Raw genomic sequence first — 19,190 nt, 5'->3', positions numbered from 1 at the left:
GTCTCTGCTTTCCCCGCCACACACGACCGCTGCGCGCTCGCGCACCTTAAGGCTGTCATAAGGCTCGCGCTACGATGATCCCGTCAGCAGCGGCCTCTCGCCCGTTCGTCGTGCCGCGCCCCCGCTCAACTGATCCGCCCGAAGGAGCCGCCATGTCCGATACCCCGCGCCAGACCGCCCGCCACGACCGGCTCACGCGCCTGTTCCACTGGAGCATGGTGCTGCTGGTGGCCGTCCAGTTCGCGATCGGCTGGACGATGCCGGACGTCCACGGCACCGCGCCACCGCTCGGGCTGGTGCTGCTGCACGTGAACCTGGGCGTGTTGCTGCTGCTGATCGCGGCGCCGCGCCTGCTGTGGTCCGGCGCTCGAAAGCCCATCGCGCCGGTCGAGCAGCCTCCGGCGCTGGCGTTCATTGCGAACGTCACGCACAAGCTGCTTTATGCGTCGCTGATCGTGGTGCCGGTGCTCGGCTGGCTGAACGCGAACGGCCGCACCTGGCATGTCGGGCTCGGCAGCGCGATTCCGTTGCCGGCGATCGCCGCGCCGCATTCGCTCGGCGCGTCGATCGGCGAGCTGCACAGCGCGTGGGCAACTGCGCTCGCGATCCTGATCGGCCTGCATGCGTGCGCGGCGCTCGCACACCGCTTCGTCTTGAAGGACGGCGTGCTCGCACGGATGCTCTGACGCACGGTTCCACGCGAAGCGATGTCGTGCCCGCCGGCGGCACGCATCGCCCGTTTTCAGCCCGGCGCATCCGGGCTTTTTTTGCGTCGCACCTCGGTCAGGCGGCAAGCCCGGTCCCGTCACTCGTGCCGGAATTCCCCGCCGCGTGCGCCACCACCACCGCCTCCGCCGCCTTGATGGCCGCCGAAGCTGCCGCGTTCGCCGCCGCCTCCGCCTTGATGACCGCCGAAGCTGCCGCGCTCGCCGCCTTGATGCCCTTGCGGCGGCATCACGACCGCCGGCGCCGGTGCATGCGTGGTAGCCGCCGGGCCCGGTGCGTGCATGTTCCCGCCGCCTTGCGGTGCGGGCATCGGCGCAGGCGCAGGCATCGGAGCCGGAGCCGGCGTGCGGATGCCGCCGGTCCAGCCGCCGCGCGTGGCCGACGGCCGCGTATCGTGGCCGCCGTCACGCCCGCCGTGCTCGGGCGGCCGCCCACCCACGCCCGGCGTCACGACGGCCGGCGGCTCGTTCAGTTGCGGATGCCCGCGCCCCGGCCCGACGCCCCCCGGGCCGATACGCGGCTCGGCGTGGCGGTGCATGAAGCGGTCGCGGTCGTGGAAGAACGGCCGGTCGCGATAGAAATTGTCCCAGTACGGCACGATCGCGAACGCCACGATCGGGAAGCCGAGCTCGGCCCCGTAATCGAGCAGCGGCACCTCGCCGCCCTGGTACGAATAGTCGAGCAGCCCCGCGTAGATCCACCCGCGCAAGCCCGGCACGGCGACGTCGCACCACGTGTAATCACTGATGCAGCCGATCACGGAAACCAGCGTGCCCTCCGGAAGCTGCGCGACGAGCGGATAATCCTGCGCCGGCCCTGCCCGCAGGTTGGCCGGCGCGTTCGTGTACGCCGCGGTCTGCGCGTCGGCCGCGCCCGGCACGCCCAGCAGGCCGAAAAGGACGATGCACAGACATCGGACGATCATGTTTCTCATAGCGTTCTCCTGCACCGCACGGGCGCGCATCGTGTCACCGGACGTCGCGCCGCCCGCCGCCGCGCGAGGCTCAGCGCCCATGTCCGCCGCCGAAATGACCGGTGTTCCAGTGGCCGCCACCCCAGTGCCCACCCCCCCAGTGTCCGCCACCCATGTGGTGATGATGGAAGTGGCCGCCGCCAAACCGGCCGCTGAATCCGAAGCCGATCGCGAGCGGCGGCCAGCAGCAGTCGTACCAGGCGGGGTAGTAATACGGGTACGGATACGGTGCATAGACCGGCGCCGGATAGACGGGTACGGTCGTGGCCTGCACATCAGGCGGCGTGGTTGCATTGTCCGGCGTGGCGGGCGTCTGCGACACCGTCGCCGGTGCGTAATACGGCGTGTTGTACGGCGCGTAGCCGTACGGACTCGAGTAATAGCAGCCGCCGAGCGTCAGCGCAGCCAGCGCAACGGCAGCGGGCCTGATCGCGGAAATCGGTTTCATGTCACGCTCCGGCAGAATCGGCGCGACGCAATCCGGCGCGCGCCACGCTTCTAGCTTACGTCTCCCGCACATTTCGATACGTATGATCGGTTACTGTTTGTTTCATGCGCCGGCGGGCCAGCCCGCGCCGCCGAAGCGCGCTCCGGCCTGCGTCAGTCCCGCAGCGTCAACATCCCGGTCGCGTCCGCGCGCACGTGCGTGCCGAACACCGCGCTTTCCCGTTCGAGCGTGTCGGCGAGCCACGCGACGCCCTCGTCCGGCGCGCGACGCACGCTCAGTTGCCGGATCTGCATCGGCGCCATGAACAGGTCGCACAGCGCGCCGCTTGCCGTGTCGACCAGCGGGAAGTACATCAGCGCGAGATCGGGCCGGTACGCGCGGTAGCCGGCAATGCCTTCGTAGTCGTTCAGGAAATCACCGCATCCGTAGAGGATCAAGCGGCCGCGATAGCGTTCGATCCCGCGCACGTGATGCGACGAATGGCCGTACACGATGTCGACGCCGCCCGTGTCGATGAGCCGGTGCGCGAACGCGCGCTCGTCGGCGCTCGCCGCGTATCCCCAGTTGCCGCCCCAATGCAGCGACACGACGTTCACGTCGCCGGCCGCGCGCCGGGCTTCAGCGAGGTCGCTGCCGATCGCCTCCGCCCGCTCCGGCGACAGGTCCGGCAGCAGGTTCACGCCCGCGTGCGGGCCGCGCGCGGCCCACGTGTCGGGCACGCCCGCGCTCGGCGACGCGAACGCGCCGATGCGGACCCGCACGCCGCCCGCGCACTCGACGACGGCCGGCGCGGCCGCCTCCGCTGCATCGCGCCCCGCGCCGACCGGCCGGATTCCCGCGTGCGCGAGTGTCGCGAGCGTGTCGGCGAGACCCGTGCGCCCCCAGTCAAGCGTGTGGTTGTTCGCGAGCACGCAGCAGTCGAGGCCCGCGCGCAGCAGGCAGCCGACATTGTCCGGATGCATCCGGTACAGCACCGTCTTGCCGGGCCAGCGGTCGTCGCTCGCGGTGACGGCCGTCTCCAGATTGACGATCCGCGCGTCCGGCCGCACGCGCTCGAGCACGCCGAGCGCGTCGCCCCACGGATACGCGTCGTCGCGCGCGGACGGCAGCCGGCCGTTCGCCTGCTCGGCGAGCCGCACGTAGTCGCGCGCGGAGCCGCATACCGGCTCGAACAGGCGCGGGTCGCCCGGATGCGGCAGGATCTGGTCGATCCCCCGCCCAGTCATCACGTCGCCGCACAGAAACAGGCGCGCGCAGCCTGCGGGCCGCGCGTCGCGCGCCGCGCTCATCGCCGCAACAGCCACACCAGCACCGTCAGCGCGACCGACAGCACCGCGCACGTCGCCAGCGGAACGTAGAGACTGAACCCGTCGCGCACGATGTGGAAGTCGCCCGGCAGGCGGCCGAACGGAATCCGCGCGAGCCAGCGCCAGCCGAGGCTCGCCGCGATCAGCAGCAATCCGCAGATCAGAAGCGTCCGTTGCATCGCAGCCCTCCCGCGTTGCATCCTGTCGTATAGCGTAACGCCGCGCGGCCGGGCCGGGGAATCATGCCCCCGCGCAGGCAGCGCGCCTGTGCAACGTTTGCCATTGACGCGCATCAACTTTTCGCGTTTTGTGTTCCGGACAATCGTGAATGGCCCGGACACGGCGCGACGCGCGCCCTCTGTTTGCACTCAACGCGCTTGATCGCCCATGCAGACGACCGAAAGCCGTATCGACGAGGAAAACAGGCAGATCGCCAGTTGCCTGCGCGAGGCGGCCGAGCGTCTGGCCGACCAGGGAGCGAACGCGTACCGGGCCGGCGCATACCGCGCGGCGGCGGACACGATCGACGGTCTCGGACAGGATGTCCGGGCGCTCTTCAATGCCGGCGGGGTCGATGCGCTCGACGCGCTGCCGCGGATCGGCACCGGCATTGCGCAGGCGATCGCCGAGTTGCTGCTCGCCGGCCGCTGGCGCCAGCTGGAACGGCTGCGCGGCGACACGGCGTCGGCGTCGCCGTTCGAGGCCGTGCCCGGCATCGGCCGCGAACTCGCGATGCGCATTCATGATGCGCTGCACATCGGTACGCTAGAGGACCTCGAGGCGGCGGCCCGCACCGGCCGGCTCGAAACCGTCGCAGGCGTCGGCCCGCGCCGCGCGGCGGGCATTCGCGCGGCGCTCGACGAGGTGCTGAGCCGCCGGCGGCGGTGGCATGGCTCGACGCGCGACGCTGGTCTCGGCGCGGAGCCGCCGGTCGAGCTGTTGCTGTATGTTGATCGCCTCTATCGCGCGCGGGCCGCCGCCGGGGTGCTGCCGACCATCGCGCCGAAGCGCGTGGTACCGGACGCTCGGCCGCCGCTTCCCGTGCTGCATCTCACGAAAGGTGGATGGCATTTCACAGCGCTGTTTATGCATACGGGGCGCGCGCATGAGTCGGTCGGCACTGCCGATTGGGTCGCGATGTACTTCTATGACGACGTGCTAAGGGAGCATGAGCGTACGGTGTTTACCGAAGCGCATGGTGCGCTGGCTGGCAAGCGGGTCGTGCGGGGGCGGGAAAGGGAGTGTGAGGTGTATTACGCTGGGTGAGGTGGTGGGATGGTCCGTAAATCAAGGTTCATCGAGGCTTGCCGGGGAATGCGGGGCGGAGCGTCGGCGTACGGCCACGAACGGTCGCTCGACACCATGGCGCAAATTGTCGACAATCGGTGATGACATCCCACAACTTAAACAGCTCCATTATGGAACCCTACCTGTTCTTCGGCGTTGTTCTCCCCGAACGTGCGCAGTTGTCGCTTCAATTCAGTGTGCGATTTTCTCACCTTACATCCGGAGTCGGTGGCGCCGCGAAGGTAAGTATTATTCTTAATCAGGTAGCCGCTCACGTCGATAGCGAGCATGATTGGGATATTTTCGACCTGAGAAACGTCGTTAAAAATATCATCCAAAATCACTTGGCTATGGTTGGCTACCTCGCGGGTATCGCCTATGATTTTGAAATCACTCGCGTTCTGAATCAGAGTCGAGGCATTGATTATGTATTTGGCATCGACGTTCCTTGTCTTACAGAGCGAAACAAGGGAATAGATGTACAAGATTCATTAATGCAGCTCCGTGATAAGACCATCGGCGAGAACGGCGTGTTCCTCAGCCGCTGTTTCGCCGATCTTGTTTCATCAATGAAGCATGCCGATGACACTGGCTTTTACTGCTACCGTGCTATTGAGTCACTACGGCACCATTGTGCAACCTTGCATGGATTAACCGACGCAGGCAAGGCTAGGCAATGGGACAAATTTCGTGAGGTTTCGGGCTCCACCGAGGACACTCTTCGCAGCATCAAATTGGCTGCCGATCCATTACGACACGGCGAAGCGTCTGGCGGGACCTCTCAAGACCGTGCAAAGCTGCTGACTGATACATGGGATGTCGTCGATGGTTACCTCAACGGTATCTAGTCTTTCTTAAATTTAAGCGTTGAATGTCCGTTTTAGCTTAGCCTGATTGGCAACTTCGGGTTGGCTGCGGCCGATTGCATCGGGCGGTAGCCGGCCAAGACGCGCCATTGATCTGGCTGTCAGATCGACATTCATGCAACCGCTTCGCCGCTGTGAACAGCCGTTTGACCGCAACCAGCGCCGAGCATGTTGTCGACCACAGATTGCCAGTCAAGGCAACGGCTAGGAACGAGCCGTTTGTGCGAAACAGCCAGATGCTCAAACGCTACTAACTAAATTCGGTGTCAATGATCGCCGTTATAATTTCCAGCTTCGACCAGCCTACAATGACGGCTGCGACGCGCATTCCAATTCACCTAACTCTATCAAGGTAGAAATGGCAAAGAAATTTTTTGGCACTTGCGCGCTGACCGGCGAGTATGGCCAGTTCGTAAAGTCGCACCTGATACCTCGCGCGCTGACACGCCTGTCCCGCACCGGCGAAAAGTTCATTCAGTCCGGTATTGGAGAGCGCATGGCGCGGGTTCCGGACAGTTGGTATGACCTGAAACTAGTCGTACGATTAGGCGAAGATATTCTTGCCGATATTGATGACGTTGGCATCAAGGAACTTCGCGAGAATCATCTGATCTGGAGCGGCTGGGAAGGACACGAATCATTGCAAGCCCTTCTAGGCATTGACTCCGACAGTCCTTTCAGGGAACTCCGGTTGCAAAACACGAGAAACCTCAGACTGTTCTTCCTTAGCCTTTTGTGGCGAGCCGGAGCATCCGGCCTTTCGGAATTTAGGCATGTTGCCCTCACACCCGAGGAGACCGAAGACCTTCGGCAAAGAGTCTTCAATCGCGACCCCGGCGCCCAAGAGGATTACCCGATTTTTCTCCATCAAATTTCCAATCTCGGCGCACCGCATAACCGGACGCCATTTATGGAGGAGGACACGATCACAATCGAGGGAGAACCTGACCGCAGATTGACCCATGTTCGTTTTTATTTTGAAGGCTTAGTCTCAAAAATCTATCTCGCGAACCGCTCGGATTTTCCGGTCAATTTCGAAAATTTAGGAATAAATGACCGCGCCGGTTTTTTCGTATTTCTTAACCAATTCGAGCATTCTCGGACGAAAGACAATCTCCTCGCGATGATGCGCGACTATACCGAGCGAGGCGGAGGCGCCCCGTATTGAAGGGCGCACTGTTTGCTGGGAGGCCACTAAACGTACCGTTTACGGACAATTCCGAGCATGGAATATGAACGGCCGCTATGCCTCACAAGCGGCCGTTACAAGCGCGCTGTGACGACCGACCGTTTCGGGTCGATAACCGACATCCACGAAAAAGCTAAATCAACCCGTACCGCCGCAACTCGTCCGCAAGCGACCCCGCGTCGACAAAACGATACCCGAGCAGCCCCGCTGCAACCGCCCCCGCGACATTCGCATCGGTATCGTCGATAAACAGCGTCGCATCCGGCCGCGCACCGAGCACCCCAACGCAGCCAAGATACGCACGCACAGCCGGCTTGACCGCACCGAACGACGCCGACGAATACACATGCGCGCCAAACAGCCGCGCGACCTGCGGATTCAGATAGTCGAGATGATCGGTAACAAGCCGGCAGTTGTTCGTGAGCACCGCGATCGGACACCTCCCCGCAACCTGCTCCGCCAGCGCGAGCGTGTCAGGATTCGGCGTAATCGACGCATGACGCGCATCGAGCCACGCATCGCGGCTGACGCGACATTTCAGCAAATCACCCAGCGCATCCAGATACGCATCCGGCGTGATCTCGCCGGCGTCCGCGCGCGCTTCAAGACCGGACTCCCAGATCGCGTAGCGCACGGCCTCCGGCGGCCGGCCCGTGAGCGCCGACAGGCGCGCGACCCGCGCCGCGCGATCGTAGTGCGTCAGCACGCCCTCCATATCGAACAGCACCCACTCGATCGGCACGCTCATCGCGCCCCCTCAGGCTGGATTCACGCTCCGTCCACACCGACCGGCTTCGCACGACGCGTGCCACCGCGGTGCTCGGCAATACGCAGCAGCTTCTGGAAACTCGGGCATTGCAGATGGCTCGGCGCCGGACACGCCGCCGCGTGCCGCAGGCCGTCGCGCACCGCGCTGAGCCGGCGGATCGTGCGATCGAGCTCGTCGGCTTTCGCGTCGAGCTTCGCGCGGTCGATCTCGGGCTCGCCGCCCGCGCCGAACATCGCGCCGATTTCGTCGAGCGAGAACCCTGCCTCGCGACCGAGCGCGATCAGCGCGAGCCGCTGCAGCACGGCCTGATCGTACTGCCGCCGCAACCCGCGACGCCCGTTCGAAGCGATCAGCCCCTTTTCCTCGTAGTAGCGCAGCGTCGACGCGGGCAAGCCCGCATGACGCGCGACGTCAGCGATATCCAGACAGCCCATGCTTGACCTCAAGTGAACTTGAAGCTGCAAGATAGCCGCTCGCTCCCATTGAAACAAGCCGGAATTGCCATGAAACCGATCCAAACCCCACGTCGCGCCGACGCATCCAGCCCCTACATCAGAGGCAAACAATGAACGACACGGCCGACACCCTGCTCCACCTGCTGCTGATCGGCGCAGGCGGCACGCTCGTGATGGATCTCTGGGCACTGTTCCGACGGCGCGCGTTCGGCGTTCCGTCGCTCGACTACGCGCTGGTCGGCCGCTGGCTCGGCCACATGGCGAGCGGCCGGTTCCGGCACGCGTCGATCGTCGCGGCGGCGCCGGTGCGGCACGAACGGCCGCTCGGCTGGCTCGCGCACTACGCGATCGGCATCGCGTTCGCCGGGCTGCCGGTCGCGCTCGCGGGAACGCATTGGATCAGCGCGCCGACGCTACTGCCCGCGCTCGCCGCGGGCATCGGAAGCGTGGCCGCGCCGTTCTTCGTGATGCAGCCGGCATTCGGCTTCGGCATCGCCGCGGCGCGCACGCCGCAGCCGAGCGTCGCGCGCCGCCGCAGCCTCGTCACGCATCTGTCCTACGGGCTGGGGCTGTATGTCGCCGCGCAGGTGCTCACGCTGATGCCATGACGCCGGGCCCGGTCAGCCCTTCATCGACCCGGTCCGCACGAACCGCTCGTGCCACGACAGCGCCTCGCCGAGCAGGTGCGGCGTCTGCTTGCCGAAGCTCTCGCGGCACGCGCGCTCGAAGTAGTCGTCGAGCATCGGCCGGAAGTCCGGGTGCGCGCAGGTCGAGATGATCTTGCGCGCGCGCTGCTTCGGCGACAGCCCGCGCAGGTCCGCGAGGCCCTGCTCGGTGACGACCACGGCGACGTCGTGCTCGGTGTGGTCGACGTGGCTCGCCATCGGCACGATCCGCGAGATCGCGCCGCCCTTCGCGGTGCTCGCCGACATGAAGCACGACAGGTAGCCGTTGCGCGCGAAGTCGCCCGAGCCGCCGATGCCGTTCTGGATCTTCGTGCCCATCACGTGCGTCGAGTTCACGTTGCCGTAGATGTCGGCCTCGATCATCCCGTTCATCGCGATGCAGCCGAGGCGGCGCACGAGCTCCGGATGGTTGCTGATCTCCTGCGGGCGCAGCAGGATCTTCTCGCGGAACGTCGCGATCTCGTCGGCGAAACGCTTGACCGCGTCCGGGCTCAGCGACAGCGCGGTGGCCGACGCGAAGCCGAGCGTGCCGTCCGCGAGCAGGTCGAGCATGCCGTCCTGGATCACCTCGGTGTACGCGGAGAGATTCGAGAACCCGGCCGTGCTCAGTTCCGCGAGCACCGCGTTCGTGATGTTGCCGACACCCGACTGCAGCGGCAGCAGGTTCTCCGGCAGACGGCCGCGCTTCACTTCGTGGCGCAGGAAATCGATCAGTTGCGTCGCGATCTGCTTCGACGTCTCGTCCGGCGCGGAGAACGCGTTGCTGCGGTCCGCGGCGTCGGTCTCGACGATCGCGACGATCTTCTCGGCCGGGCAGCGCAGGTACGGCTCGCCGATGCGGTCGTCGCTCTTCGTCAGCGGGATCGGCTTGCGGTGCGGCGGCAACGCGGTGCCGTAATAGATGTCGTGCATCCCGTCGAGGCCGAGCGGCTGGCGCGCGTTGACCTCGAGGATCACGTGCTTCGCGCGGTCGAGCCAGGTCTTGTTGTTGCCGACCGACGCGGACGGAATCAGCAGCCCGTCCTCGCGGATGCCCGCGACCTCGACGATCGCGACGTCGAGATCGCCGTACAGCCCGAACCACGCGTATTGCGCGACGTGGCTCAGGTGGACGTCCTGGTAGTCGACTTCGCCGGCGTTGATCTTGTCGCGCAGCGTCGGGTCGGACTGGTACGGCAGGCGCATCGAGATGCCGTTCGTCCGGGCGAGCGCGCCGTCGAGCTCCGGCGCGGTCGATGCGCCCGTCAGCACGTTGATGCGGAATGCCTCGCCCCGCGCGTGCGCCGCCTCGATGTGCGCGGCGAGCGCGGCCGGCACGGCCTTCGGGTAGCCCGAGCCGGTGAAGCCGCTCATGGCGACGGTCATGCCGGGACGGATCAGGGCAGCGGCTTCGTCGGCGGTGCGGACGAGCGAACGCAGGGCGGGAGCGAGGATGCGGGATGAAGACATGGCAGTTTGAACGAATGCGTTTTGGTCTGTCGTTGACGCCGCGGGGGGGTGTCTCCTGAGCGGCGTGGAAACCTTGGGGCCGCGGTCGGCGGCCGGCACCACAGGTACGACCGGAGTATCGCAGAGGCCGCATCGGCGAAATGTCCGCCGGATGCAAAAGACCCTTTCGGAAATTGCCGGGTATCGGACAGCCGTTCTGTGACAGGCGGCGGATTGTCGCCCGATGCGCGCACGGCCGGCATGATCGGCGTCAAGCGTGCGTGGCGCGGGCCTCCAGCCCCCGCCCGGTTCGCCAACGACGCGCCTTGCGCATGCGGGCGGCGACGACGAAACTTCAACATAACGCGCCGCTTCGGCGCGGACGGAGCGGAACGGCCCCGTGCGCACCATATGTGTGCCTGCCGCGCACGCATGGCGCGCAAAGTCCTTCCGAAATGGCCGGTAACACCGGAAAATGTCAGGAGATTGAGCGGAAAAAAGCAACAACTTACAAATCCGTATATATTTCGCCGATGGACCAAAGAAAAACCGCCAAACGTTCCGAGCCACCGCTACCCCGCACGTGGGATGCGCGGCTCGCGCGCGCCCTCGTCCGGCCGCTCGTCGACACCCCCGTCACTCCGAATCACCTCACCACCGTCCGCCTGCTGATCGGCCTGGCCGGCGCGTGGTGCCTTGCCCAGGGCGGCTACGGCTGGAGCAACGCCGGCGCATTCCTGATCGTGCTGTCGAACTTCGTCGACCACACGGACGGCGAACTCGCCCGCATCAGCGGCAAGTCGAGCAAGATCGGCCATTTCTACGACCTCGCGGCGGATGCGCTCGTCACGATCGCGCTGTTCGTCAGCATGGGCGTCGGGATCATCGCCCAGGGCGGCCAGATGGCCGCGTCGCCGGTGCTGCTCGGCGCGGCGGCCGGCGCGGCGGTCGCGCTGATCTTCTATCTGCGGATGCGGATCGAGTCGTTCGCCGGCAAGGCCGGCACCAAGCAGGCGTTCGTCGGCGGCTTCGAGACCGAGGACGTCCTCTATCTGCTGCCGCTCGTGACGCTCACGAACGGCGTCGAACCGTTCCTGCTGGCGGCGTCGATCGGCGCGCCGCTGTTCGCCGCCTGGGTCGTGATCGACTGGTGGCGCATCGTCCGTCGCGGCGCGCTGCCGCAGAACCCAACCGAAATCCAGGCAAGCAAATGACTCCCAGCACACGCGACGACTCCGTGCTGAACCCGGCACGCCCCGCGCCTGCGCGCGCAGCGGCAGCCACCGCGGACCGCACCGTGGCCGACTGCGTCGGCCGGCTCGACGTCGGCCGCCTGCGCGACGACTACACGCGCCAGGGGTCGTTCCTGTATCTCGACACATTCCTGCCGCCCGACGCGCACGCGAAGCTCGCCGACGCCGCGCGCGCGCTCATGGCCGACATCAACCGCAATTACCTGCCCGGCCACAAGCAGGGCGGCAGCGTGAGCCGCCACACGATCGACGCGAAGGCGCCGTACATCGCCGAGCTGTACCGCTCGAAGGCGCTGATCGGCCTCCTCGAGAAGCTCACCGGCGACACGCTGCTGCTGTCGCCGGACGACGATCCGCACGCCTACGCGCTGTATTACTACACGAAGCCGGGCGACCACATCGGCTGGCACTACGACACGTCGTACTATGACGGCCGCCGCTACACGCTGCTGATCGGCGTGATCGACGACTCGTCTTGCCGGCTCGACTACGAACTGCATACGCGCAACCCCGACGTGCCCGACGAACCGGGCACGGTGCAGATCGCCGACGGCGGCATCGTGCTGTTCGACGGCGACAAGCTGCGCCATCGCGTCACGCCGCTCGGCCAGAACGAGATGCGCGTGTCGCTCACGTTCGAATACGTGACCGACCCCGGCATGCGACCGTGGAAGCGCTTCATCTCGAACATGAAGGACGCGATCGCGTACTTCGGTTTCCGCCAGGTGTTCAAGCAGCTGGCGACGCGACGCGCGACGGGCTCATGACACGCGCCGGCATGATCCTGCTGTCCCTCGGGACGGCCCTGTTCGTGGCCCTGCTCGCGTGGCAGGGCGTCGGCGCGGTCGCGTCGACGTTCCTCGCGGCCGGCTGGGGGCTCGCGCTCGTCGCGGCGTTCCACGTCGTGCCGCTCGTGATCGACGCGGCGGCGATCTCGTCGATGTTCCGCAAGGGCGAGCCCGGCGCCGAGCTCGGCAATGCGCTGCGCGCGCGCTGGGTCGGCGAATCGGTCAACAGCCTGCTGCCCGCCGGGCAGATCGGCGGCCCGGTGCTGATGGTGCGCCACCTCGCGCAGCGCGGCACCCGGATGGCCGATGCCGCCGCCGCGATCACGGTCAGCACGACGATGCAGGCGCTTGCACAAATGGCGTTCGCGCTGCTCGGCATCGCCGCATTCAGCATGGTCGCGACGCACGAATCGGCCGCGCACCTGCGCACGCCGGCGCTGATCGCGACCGGCGTGCTCGGCGGCTGCGCGGTGCTGTTCTATGCCGCGCAGCGGCGCGGGCTGTTCGGCCGCGGCCTGCGCGTCGCGTCGAAGCTGCTCGGCCCGCGCGACTGGTCGTCGCTCGCAACCCGCGCGGACGCGATCGACGCGGCGGTCGGCACGCTGTACGGCGACCGCCGCAAGGTGGCGTCGACCTTCGCGCTGAGTCTCGTCGGCTGGATCGTCGGCACCGCGGAAGTGTGGCTCGCGCTGCATTTCCTCGGGCATCCGGTGAGCTGGCTCGACGCGCTGCTGCTCGAAAGCGTCGGCCAGGCGATCCGCGGCGCCGCCTTCGCGATTCCCGGCTCGCTCGGCGCGCAGGAAGGCGGCTACCTGCTGCTCGCGCCGCTCGTCGGCCTGCCGCCCGACGCAGCGCTCGCGCTGTCGCTCGCGAAGCGCGCGCGCGAACTCGCGCTCGGCCTGCCCGGCCTGCTCTATCTGCATTTCAGTGAAAGAAACTGGCAGCGGCGCCGTGCGCCGCAGCCCCTCGCCGACTGATCGGTCAAGCATCGATCGGTCGATTTTTTGGTTGGAGAACACATGCGAGCCATCATTCTTGCGGCAGGCCTCGGCTTGCGCCTGCAGCAACCTCCCGAAGCGCAATTCCCGAAGTGTCTGCTGCGCTTCGACGACGCCTCGCTGCTCGAACGCCACCTGCGCGTGCTCGACGCGGCCGGCGTCGACGAGATCGTGCTGGCGCTGGGCTTCCAGTCCGGCAAGGTCGAGGAAGAACTGAAGCGCCTCGGCCGCCGCGCGGAAATCGTGCTGAACGACCGCTACGATCTCGGCAGCGTGCTGACCGTGCATACCGTCGCCGACGCGATGACGCGCGGCGGCGACGTGCTGCTGATGGACGCCGACGTGCTGTACGACGAAAGCATCCTGCACGCGCTCGTGGCCAACCCCGACCAGCCTGTCGACCGCCTGCTGATCGACCGCGATTTCGAGGCGGGCGACGAGCCCGTCAAGCTGTGCCTGAAGAACGGCGTGCCCGTCGAGCTGCGCAAGCAGCTCGCGGTCGACCTCGACTACGACACGATCGGCGAATCGGTCGGCTTCTTCCGCTTCACCGAAGGCACCGCGCGGCGCCTGGCGGCGATCGTCGCGGGCTACGTCGACAGCGGCCGCGCGAACATGCCGCACGAGGAAGCCGTGCGCGACCTGCTGCTCGAAGGCGGCCATTCGTTCGACGTCGCCGACGTGACGGGCGCGCCGTGGATCGAGATCGACTTCCCGAACGACGTCGCGCGCGCCACGCAGGACATCCTCCCCCTGATTCAACGCACCACCGCCGGAGCTGCACGATGAACGCACGCGAACCCAACTTCACCGAATCGCGCAGCGCGCGCCTGCGCCGCATGCTCGTCAGCAGCGACCTCGAATTCCTGATGGAAGCGCACAACGGCCTGTCCGCGCGGATCGTCCGCGAGGCGGGCTTCAAGGGGATCTGGGCGTCCGGCCTCGCGATCTCCGCGCAGTTCGGCGTGCGCGACAACAACGAGGCGAGCTGGACCCAGGTCGTCGACGTGCTCGAATTCATGGCCGACGCGAGCGACCTCCCGATCCTGCTCGACGGCGACACCGGCTACGGCAACTTCAACAACGTGCGCCGCCTCGTGAAGAAGCTCGAGCAGCGCGGCATCGCCGGCGTGTGCATCGAGGACAAGCAGTTCCCGAAGACCAACAGCTTCATCGACGGCGAGCGCCAGCCGCTCGCCGAGATCGACGAGTTCTGCGGCAAGATCAAGGCCGGCAAGGATTCGCAGAGCGACCCGGACTTCTCGATCGTCGCGCGCGTCGAGGCGCTGATCGCCGGCTGGGGGATGGACGAGGCGCTGCGCCGCGCGAACGCGTATGCGGAAGCCGGCGCGGACGCGATCCTGATCCACAGCAAGCTGTCGCGCCCGGACGAGATCCTGCAGTTCGCGCGCGAATGGAGCGGCAAGGCGCCGCTCGTGATCGTGCCGACCAAGTACTACAGCACGCCGACCGACGTGTTCCGCCAGGCCGGCATCAGCACCGTGATCTGGGCGAACCACCTGATCCGCGCATCGGCGTCCGCGATGCAGGCCGTCGCGCGCGAGATCCACGAGAACGAAACGCTGATCAACGTCGAAGACCGCGTCGCGTCGGTCAACGAGATCTTCCGCCTGCAGGACGCCGACGAGTATTCGGCGGCCGAGCGCATCTACCTGTCGTCGTCGTCGCGCGCGTCGAACGCCGCGATCGTGCTCGCCGCGAGCCGCGGCAAGGGGCTGGAAGCCGTCACCGAAGACAAGCCCAAGGTGATGCTGCCGGTCGCCGGCAAGCCGCTGCTGCGCTGGCTCGTCGACGGCTTCAAGAAGCACGGCGTGAACGACATCACCGTGGTCGGCGGCTACCGCGCCGACGCGATCGACACGTCGGGCATCAAGCTCGTCGTCAACGAGCGCCATGCGCAGACGGGCGAGCTCGCGTCGCTCGCGTGCGCGGCCGAGCGCCTGACCGGCGACACCGTGATCTCGTACGGCGACCTGCTGTTCCGCAGCTACATCCTGCGCGATCTCGCGGAAAGCGAGGCCGAGTTCAGCGTCGTCGTCGATTCGTCGCTGACGCAACCGACGAACCAGAGCGTGCGCGACTTCGCGCTCTGCTCCGCAGCCGACGACCGCGGCCTGTTCGGCCAGAAGACCTATCTGCAGCGCGTGTCGAGCGATGTGGCCGAAGGCACGCCGCACGGCCGCTGGATCGGCCTGCTGAACGTGCGCGGCGCGGGTGTCGATCGCTTGAAGGCGATGCTCGCGACGCTGCAGGCGCGCGCCGATTTCGACACGCTCGACATCCCCACGCTCCTCAACGAACTGATCGCCGCCGGCGAGAAGATCGAGGTGCAGTACGTGCACGGCCACTGGCGCGGCGTCAACGATCTCGAAGATTTCCGCCGCGCGGGCGACTTCGCGCATGGCCAGACGCCGCTGTCCGAACCGGGCGCCGGCAACGGAGGCGCGCAATGATCGAAGCGGCCCAGTTCGTCGAGGCCGCCCGCGCGCGCGGCTTCGACTGGTACGCGGGCGTGCCCTGCTCGTACCTGACGCCGTTCATCAACTACGTGCTGCAGGACCCGACGCTGCACTACGTGTCGGCCGCGAACGAAGGCGACGCGGTCGCTCTGATCGCGGGCGCGACGCTCGGCGGCAAGCGCGGGATCGCGATGATGCAGAACTCGGGGCTCGGCAATGCGGTGAGCCCGCTCACGTCGCTCACGTGGACGTTCCGCCTGCCGCAGCTCCTGATCGTCACGTGGCGCGGCCAGCCCGGCGTGCCCGACGAACCGCAGCACGCGCTGATGGGGCCGATCACGCCCGCGATGCTCGACACGATGGAGATCCCGTGGGAGACCTTCCCGACCGATCCCGACGCGGTCGGCCCGGCGCTCGACCGCGCGATCGCGCACATGGACGCGACCGGCCGCCCGTATGCGCTCGTGATGCAGAAAGGCAGCGTCGCGCCGTATGAGCTGAAGGCCAATCCGGCGGCGACGCCGCGCGCGCACGTCGCCGCGCAGTCGGCGGCGCGAGTTGAATCGGCCGACGCGCGGCCGACCCGCCACGACGCGCTGCAGCGTGTGATCGCGCACACGCCGGTCGATTCGACCGTCGTGCTCGCATCGACCGGCTTCTGCGGCCGCGAGCTGTACGCGCTCGACGATCGCCCGAACCAGTTGTACATGGTCGGCTCGATGGGCTGCGTGACGCCGCTCGCGCTGGGCCTCGCGCTCGCGCGGCCCGACCTGAAGGTCGTCGCGGTCGACGGCGACGGCGCCGCGCTGATGCGCATGGGCGCGTTCGCGACGCTCGGCGCCTACGGCCCCGCGAACCTCACGCACGTGCTGCTCGACAACGGCGCGCACGAATCGACGGGCGGCCAGGCCACCGTGTCGCAGCACGTGTCGTTCGCCGGCGTCGCCGCCGCGTGCGGCTACGCGTCGGCGGTCGAAGGTGAATCGCTCGACGTGCTCGATGCGGCGCTCGACGCGGCGCATCCGGCGGACGGCACGCGCTTCGTGCGTCTCGCGATCCGCACGGGCGTGCCCGACGGCCTGCCCCGCCCGACCGTCACGCCGGTCGAGGTCAAGACCCGCCTGATGCGGCACATCGGCGCCGCGCAGGCCGAAACCCACGCTGAAGGAGCCCTTTGATGCTGCTGCTGAACCCCGGCCCGGTGACGCTGACCGAACGCGTGCGCCGCAGCCTGCTGCAACCCGACCTGTGCCATCGCGAAAGCGAGTTCTTCGACCTGCAGGACGAGGCGCGCGCGCGCGCCTCGTCGCCGCGTACGGCCTCGATCCGGCCGAATGGGCCGCCGTGCTGATGACGGGCTCGGGCACCGCCGCCGTCGAAAGCATGATCGCGGCGCTCGTCCCGCAGCGCGGCAAGCTGCTCGTGATCGAGAACGGCGTATACGGCGAGCGGATCGCGCAGATCGCGACGCAGTACGCGATTGCGCATGAAGTGCTCGAGCACGAGTGGATGCAGGCGCCCGACCTCGCGCAGATCGCCGCGCGGCTCGACGCGGGCGGCTTCTCGCACGTCGCCGTGATCCATCACGAAACGACGACCGGCCGCCTGAACGATCTCGGCGCGATCGCCGACGTGTGCCGTGCGCGCGGCGTGAAGCTGCTCGTCGACGGCGTCAGCAGCTTTGGCGCGGAGGCGATCGATTTTGCCGGCGGCGACATCGACGCGGTTGCCGCGACCGCGAACAAGTGCCTGCACGGCGTGCCGGGCGCGGCGTTCGTGATCGCGCGCCGCAGCGCGCTCGCGCAGGCCGCGAGCCGCACGTACTACCTCGACCTCGGCCGCCTCGCGAAGCTGCAGGACCAGCGCAATACGCCGTTCACGCCGTCGGTGCACGCGTACTACGCGCTCGTCGAGGCGCTGCGCGAATTCGACGAAGCCGGCGGCTGGCGCGCGCGCCACGCGCGCTACAAGGCGCTCGCCGACCAGGCGCAGGCGGGCCTCGCCGCGCGCGGGATGCCGCTCGTGCTGCCGGAGGGCGCGTCGTCGGTCGTGCTGCGCGCGTACCGCCTGCCGCAGGGCGTGACGTACGAGCAACTGCACGACGGGCTGAAGGCGCGCGGCTTCGTGATCTACGCGGGGCAAGGCGGGCTGTCGAAGGAACTGTTCCGCATCTCGACGATGGGCGCGATCGAGGCGGCCGATGTCGAGCGGTTGCTGGATGGGTTTACGGCGCTCACGCGCTGACGCCCGCGCACGCTTCGTCGCAACAAGGCCCGCAAGGGCCTTTTTTTGCGGCGATGAAAAGGATGGTTCGCATCCTGTCCGTGGCGACGTGGACGGACCTCACCTACTCCGCCACTTTCGGCCCGATGCCGTCGGACGACGCCGGCATCCTCATCGCATCGCCCGCAGCACGCCGCCCCGCCCGCGCCGAATAGCGCTCCTTGAGCAGCAGGAACGGTTTTTCGACGAGAAAATAGCTGGCGGTGGCCGCCGCGAACGCTTCCAGGATGCCGAGCGGAAAGCCATGCGGGATCGGCAAATTCGGATTGGCGAACGGTTGCTGCCATAAATACAGGCTGAATGAAATCGTGCCGACAAACACCAATGGCCTGGTTTGCAACAATCGCGAACACCATAAATCATTTCGAAAATTGAGCACGACGATCAGAACGCCGATCAATGCCGCTTCGATCGTCACGCCGTAAGTGATATTCCAGATTCCCCGCAGTTCCGATTCGATCACCGGCATCGCGAACAGCATGATGCAGACGATCGCGGTGACGATGCGCGACTCGCCGCGCCATGATCCGATCCACGCCTCCAGCCGCTGCCGGTTGAGCGCCACGTAGCAGCCGATCAGGATCGGATCGATGCCCGTATGGAACATCATCCGCAGTTGGCCGCGCAGCGCCGGCGCGGCGAAATAGGTGCCCGCGCGGACGAGCGGCACGATCAGGATCAGCGCCGCCAGCCAGCGCGTGTTGTTGCGCCGCGCGGCGAACAGCAGCAGCAGCGGCCAGAACCAGTAGAACTGCTCCTCGAGCGCCAGCGACCAGAAATGGCCGAGATACCACGCGCCGTCGGGATGCAGCGCGGTGTCGGCGGTAAGTCCAAGCCCGACCGAATAGTTCCACAGATGCAGCGCGGCAAGCGCCCACTGGCGCGGGCTGACGTCGATCCACCCCGCCACTGCCAGGAGCGCGACGACCGCGAGATACGCATAGCATGCCGGCCAGATCCGCAGCACGCGCCGGACATAGAACGGCGCCAGCGCGATGCTCCCGGTACGCTTCAGTTCGCCCAGCAGCACGTTGGTGATCAGGAATCCGCTGAGGACGAAGAAGATCAGCACGCCGAGCCGGCCGTCGGCGAGCAGCCGCAGCGGCGCGAGCCAGCCGGTATAGCCGCCGGGCGTGACGTGCTCCGCATGCCCGACGACGACCATCGCCACCGCGACGGCGCGCAACCCGGTAAGCTGCTGGACGCGATGTGTCATGGACTCGTTTCCATCGGAATGGCGAATGGCCGGTTTGT

19 protein-coding genes and 1 pseudogene are annotated in these 19,190 nt (G+C 67.1%); 12 read left to right on the top strand and 8 right to left on the bottom strand.

What is annotated here, in order from left to right:
- Positions 1-152 precede the first annotated feature (152 nt).
- On the top strand, positions 153-686 hold the full coding sequence (locus KY49_RS28120) for a cytochrome b (protein WP_042587653.1): 534 nt from the start codon (positions 153-155) through the stop codon (positions 684-686).
- 119 nt (positions 687-805) lie between these two features.
- Here the strand turns inward: KY49_RS28120 and KY49_RS28115 are convergent, their stop codons facing one another.
- The 4 genes from KY49_RS28115 to KY49_RS28100 all read right to left on the bottom strand — a co-directional run bounded on the left by KY49_RS28115 (position 806) and on the right by KY49_RS28100 (position 3,633).
- Positions 806-1,660, bottom strand: a complete 855-nt coding sequence (locus KY49_RS28115) for an SH3 domain-containing protein (protein WP_042588797.1) — start codon at positions 1,658-1,660, stop codon at positions 806-808.
- A 70-nt stretch (positions 1,661-1,730) separates the two neighbouring features.
- A complete protein-coding gene (locus KY49_RS28110) occupies positions 1,731-2,147 on the bottom strand; it encodes a hypothetical protein (RefSeq protein ID WP_042587652.1) in 417 nt (138 codons plus the stop codon).
- 152 nt (positions 2,148-2,299) lie between these two features.
- Positions 2,300-3,436, bottom strand: a complete 1,137-nt coding sequence (locus KY49_RS28105; protein ID WP_042587651.1) for a CapA family protein — start codon at positions 3,434-3,436, stop codon at positions 2,300-2,302.
- On the bottom strand, positions 3,433-3,633 hold the full coding sequence (locus KY49_RS28100) for a DUF2905 domain-containing protein (RefSeq protein WP_042587650.1): 201 nt from the start codon (positions 3,631-3,633) through the stop codon (positions 3,433-3,435). Before KY49_RS28100 ends, KY49_RS28105 begins: the two co-directional genes overlap by 4 nt.
- Before the next feature lie 208 nt (positions 3,634-3,841).
- On the opposite strand from KY49_RS28100, the gene KY49_RS28095 reads away from it, so the two are divergent.
- The 3 genes from KY49_RS28095 to KY49_RS28085 all read left to right on the top strand — a co-directional run bounded on the left by KY49_RS28095 (position 3,842) and on the right by KY49_RS28085 (position 6,775).
- The gene (locus KY49_RS28095; protein WP_042587649.1) at positions 3,842-4,720 is read left to right on the top strand and encodes a helix-hairpin-helix domain-containing protein; all 879 of its coding nucleotides are present in this window, start codon (positions 3,842-3,844) and stop codon (positions 4,718-4,720) included.
- A 122-nt stretch (positions 4,721-4,842) separates the two neighbouring features.
- Positions 4,843-5,589, top strand: coding sequence for a hypothetical protein (locus tag KY49_RS36385; RefSeq protein WP_231636502.1), 747 nt, complete (start codon positions 4,843-4,845; stop codon positions 5,587-5,589).
- 376 nt (positions 5,590-5,965) lie between these two features.
- Positions 5,966-6,775, top strand: coding sequence for a hypothetical protein (locus KY49_RS28085; RefSeq protein ID WP_052495799.1), 810 nt, complete (start codon positions 5,966-5,968; stop codon positions 6,773-6,775).
- Between the two features lie 154 nt (positions 6,776-6,929).
- Here KY49_RS28085 and KY49_RS28080 read toward each other — a convergent pair whose 3' ends face one another.
- The gene (locus KY49_RS28080; RefSeq protein WP_042587647.1) at positions 6,930-7,544 is read right to left on the bottom strand and encodes an HAD-IA family hydrolase; all 615 of its coding nucleotides are present in this window, start codon (positions 7,542-7,544) and stop codon (positions 6,930-6,932) included.
- Positions 7,545-7,564: 20 nt separating this feature from the next.
- A complete protein-coding gene (locus tag KY49_RS28075; RefSeq protein ID WP_042587646.1) occupies positions 7,565-7,999 on the bottom strand; it encodes a helix-turn-helix domain-containing protein in 435 nt (144 codons plus the stop codon).
- A 131-nt stretch (positions 8,000-8,130) separates the two neighbouring features.
- Here KY49_RS28075 and KY49_RS28070 point away from each other — a divergent pair, with 131 nt between their 5' ends.
- Positions 8,131-8,628, top strand: coding sequence for a DUF2938 domain-containing protein (locus KY49_RS28070; RefSeq protein WP_042587645.1), 498 nt, complete (start codon positions 8,131-8,133; stop codon positions 8,626-8,628).
- A gap of 12 nt (positions 8,629-8,640) precedes the next feature.
- Here the strand turns inward: KY49_RS28070 and KY49_RS28065 are convergent, their stop codons facing one another.
- A complete protein-coding gene (locus KY49_RS28065) occupies positions 8,641-10,155 on the bottom strand; it encodes an acetyl-CoA hydrolase/transferase family protein (RefSeq protein ID WP_042587644.1) in 1,515 nt (504 codons plus the stop codon).
- Between the two features lie 512 nt (positions 10,156-10,667).
- Here KY49_RS28065 and KY49_RS28060 point away from each other — a divergent pair.
- The 7 genes and pseudogenes from KY49_RS28060 to KY49_RS28030 all read left to right on the top strand — a co-directional run bounded on the left by KY49_RS28060 (position 10,668) and on the right by KY49_RS28030 (position 17,897).
- Positions 10,668-11,348 (top strand): CDP-alcohol phosphatidyltransferase family protein, encoded by a 681-nt coding sequence (locus tag KY49_RS28060; RefSeq protein WP_010089929.1) that lies wholly within the window; start codon positions 10,668-10,670, stop codon positions 11,346-11,348.
- The gene (locus KY49_RS28055; protein WP_042587643.1) at positions 11,345-12,154 is read left to right on the top strand and encodes a HalD/BesD family halogenase; all 810 of its coding nucleotides are present in this window, start codon (positions 11,345-11,347) and stop codon (positions 12,152-12,154) included. Before KY49_RS28060 ends, KY49_RS28055 begins: the two co-directional genes overlap by 4 nt.
- On the top strand, positions 12,151-13,152 hold the full coding sequence (locus KY49_RS28050) for an HpnL family protein (protein ID WP_042587642.1): 1,002 nt from the start codon (positions 12,151-12,153) through the stop codon (positions 13,150-13,152). The genes KY49_RS28055 and KY49_RS28050 overlap by 4 nt, the downstream gene beginning before the upstream one ends.
- Positions 13,153-13,194: 42 nt before the next feature.
- On the top strand, positions 13,195-13,962 hold the full coding sequence (locus KY49_RS28045) for a phosphocholine cytidylyltransferase family protein (protein WP_042587641.1): 768 nt from the start codon (positions 13,195-13,197) through the stop codon (positions 13,960-13,962).
- On the top strand, positions 13,959-15,647 hold the full coding sequence (gene aepX / locus KY49_RS28040) for a phosphoenolpyruvate mutase (protein WP_042587640.1): 1,689 nt from the start codon (positions 13,959-13,961) through the stop codon (positions 15,645-15,647). Before KY49_RS28045 ends, aepX begins: the two co-directional genes overlap by 4 nt.
- Positions 15,644-16,831, top strand: a complete 1,188-nt coding sequence (aepY, locus tag KY49_RS28035; RefSeq protein WP_042587639.1) for a phosphonopyruvate decarboxylase — start codon at positions 15,644-15,646, stop codon at positions 16,829-16,831. The genes aepX and aepY overlap by 4 nt, the downstream gene beginning before the upstream one ends.
- Positions 16,831-17,897: pseudogene (locus KY49_RS28030) on the top strand (2-aminoethylphosphonate aminotransferase). Before aepY ends, KY49_RS28030 begins: the two are co-directional and overlap by 1 nt.
- Positions 17,898-18,000: 103 nt before the next feature.
- On the opposite strand, the gene KY49_RS28025 reads toward KY49_RS28030, so the two are convergent.
- Positions 18,001-19,152: an acyltransferase family protein gene (locus KY49_RS28025; RefSeq protein ID WP_042587638.1), complete on the bottom strand. Its 1,152-nt coding sequence runs from the start codon at positions 19,150-19,152 to the stop codon at positions 18,001-18,003.
- Positions 19,153-19,190: the final 38 nt, after the last annotated feature.

Origin of the sequence: Burkholderia sp. MSHR3999 (assembly GCF_000833595.1) — a bacterium.
Classification (GTDB): domain Bacteria; phylum Pseudomonadota; class Gammaproteobacteria; order Burkholderiales; family Burkholderiaceae; genus Burkholderia; species Burkholderia ubonensis.
The sequence above is the reverse complement of the archived record's forward strand: the minus strand, read 5'-3'. Positions and strand labels throughout refer to the sequence as shown.

What these genes read in the sequence shown, in the direction of transcription:
- KY49_RS28120 (WP_042587653.1), top strand. Translation starts at nt 153, where the DNA reads ATGTCCGATACCCCGCGCCAGACCGCCCGCCACGACCGGCTCACGCGC.
- KY49_RS28115 (WP_042588797.1), bottom strand. Translation starts at nt 1,660, where the DNA reads ATGAGAAACATGATCGTCCGATGTCTGTGCATCGTCCTTTTCGGCCTG.
- KY49_RS28110 (WP_042587652.1), bottom strand. Translation starts at nt 2,147, where the DNA reads ATGAAACCGATTTCCGCGATCAGGCCCGCTGCCGTTGCGCTGGCTGCG.
- KY49_RS28105 (WP_042587651.1), bottom strand. Translation starts at nt 3,436, where the DNA reads ATGAGCGCGGCGCGCGACGCGCGGCCCGCAGGCTGCGCGCGCCTGTTT.
- KY49_RS28100 (WP_042587650.1), bottom strand. Translation starts at nt 3,633, where the DNA reads ATGCAACGGACGCTTCTGATCTGCGGATTGCTGCTGATCGCGGCGAGC.
- KY49_RS28095 (WP_042587649.1), top strand. Translation starts at nt 3,842, where the DNA reads ATGCAGACGACCGAAAGCCGTATCGACGAGGAAAACAGGCAGATCGCC.
- KY49_RS36385 (WP_231636502.1), top strand. Translation starts at nt 4,843, where the DNA reads ATGACATCCCACAACTTAAACAGCTCCATTATGGAACCCTACCTGTTC.
- KY49_RS28085 (WP_052495799.1), top strand. Translation starts at nt 5,966, where the DNA reads ATGGCAAAGAAATTTTTTGGCACTTGCGCGCTGACCGGCGAGTATGGC.
- KY49_RS28080 (WP_042587647.1), bottom strand. Translation starts at nt 7,544, where the DNA reads ATGAGCGTGCCGATCGAGTGGGTGCTGTTCGATATGGAGGGCGTGCTG.
- KY49_RS28075 (WP_042587646.1), bottom strand. Translation starts at nt 7,999, where the DNA reads ATGGGCTGTCTGGATATCGCTGACGTCGCGCGTCATGCGGGCTTGCCC.
- KY49_RS28070 (WP_042587645.1), top strand. Translation starts at nt 8,131, where the DNA reads ATGAACGACACGGCCGACACCCTGCTCCACCTGCTGCTGATCGGCGCA.
- KY49_RS28065 (WP_042587644.1), bottom strand. Translation starts at nt 10,155, where the DNA reads ATGTCTTCATCCCGCATCCTCGCTCCCGCCCTGCGTTCGCTCGTCCGC.
- KY49_RS28060 (WP_010089929.1), top strand. Translation starts at nt 10,668, where the DNA reads ATGGACCAAAGAAAAACCGCCAAACGTTCCGAGCCACCGCTACCCCGC.
- KY49_RS28055 (WP_042587643.1), top strand. Translation starts at nt 11,345, where the DNA reads ATGACTCCCAGCACACGCGACGACTCCGTGCTGAACCCGGCACGCCCC.
- KY49_RS28050 (WP_042587642.1), top strand. Translation starts at nt 12,151, where the DNA reads ATGACACGCGCCGGCATGATCCTGCTGTCCCTCGGGACGGCCCTGTTC.
- KY49_RS28045 (WP_042587641.1), top strand. Translation starts at nt 13,195, where the DNA reads ATGCGAGCCATCATTCTTGCGGCAGGCCTCGGCTTGCGCCTGCAGCAA.
- aepX (WP_042587640.1), top strand. Translation starts at nt 13,959, where the DNA reads ATGAACGCACGCGAACCCAACTTCACCGAATCGCGCAGCGCGCGCCTG.
- aepY (WP_042587639.1), top strand. Translation starts at nt 15,644, where the DNA reads ATGATCGAAGCGGCCCAGTTCGTCGAGGCCGCCCGCGCGCGCGGCTTC.
- KY49_RS28025 (WP_042587638.1), bottom strand. Translation starts at nt 19,152, where the DNA reads ATGACACATCGCGTCCAGCAGCTTACCGGGTTGCGCGCCGTCGCGGTG.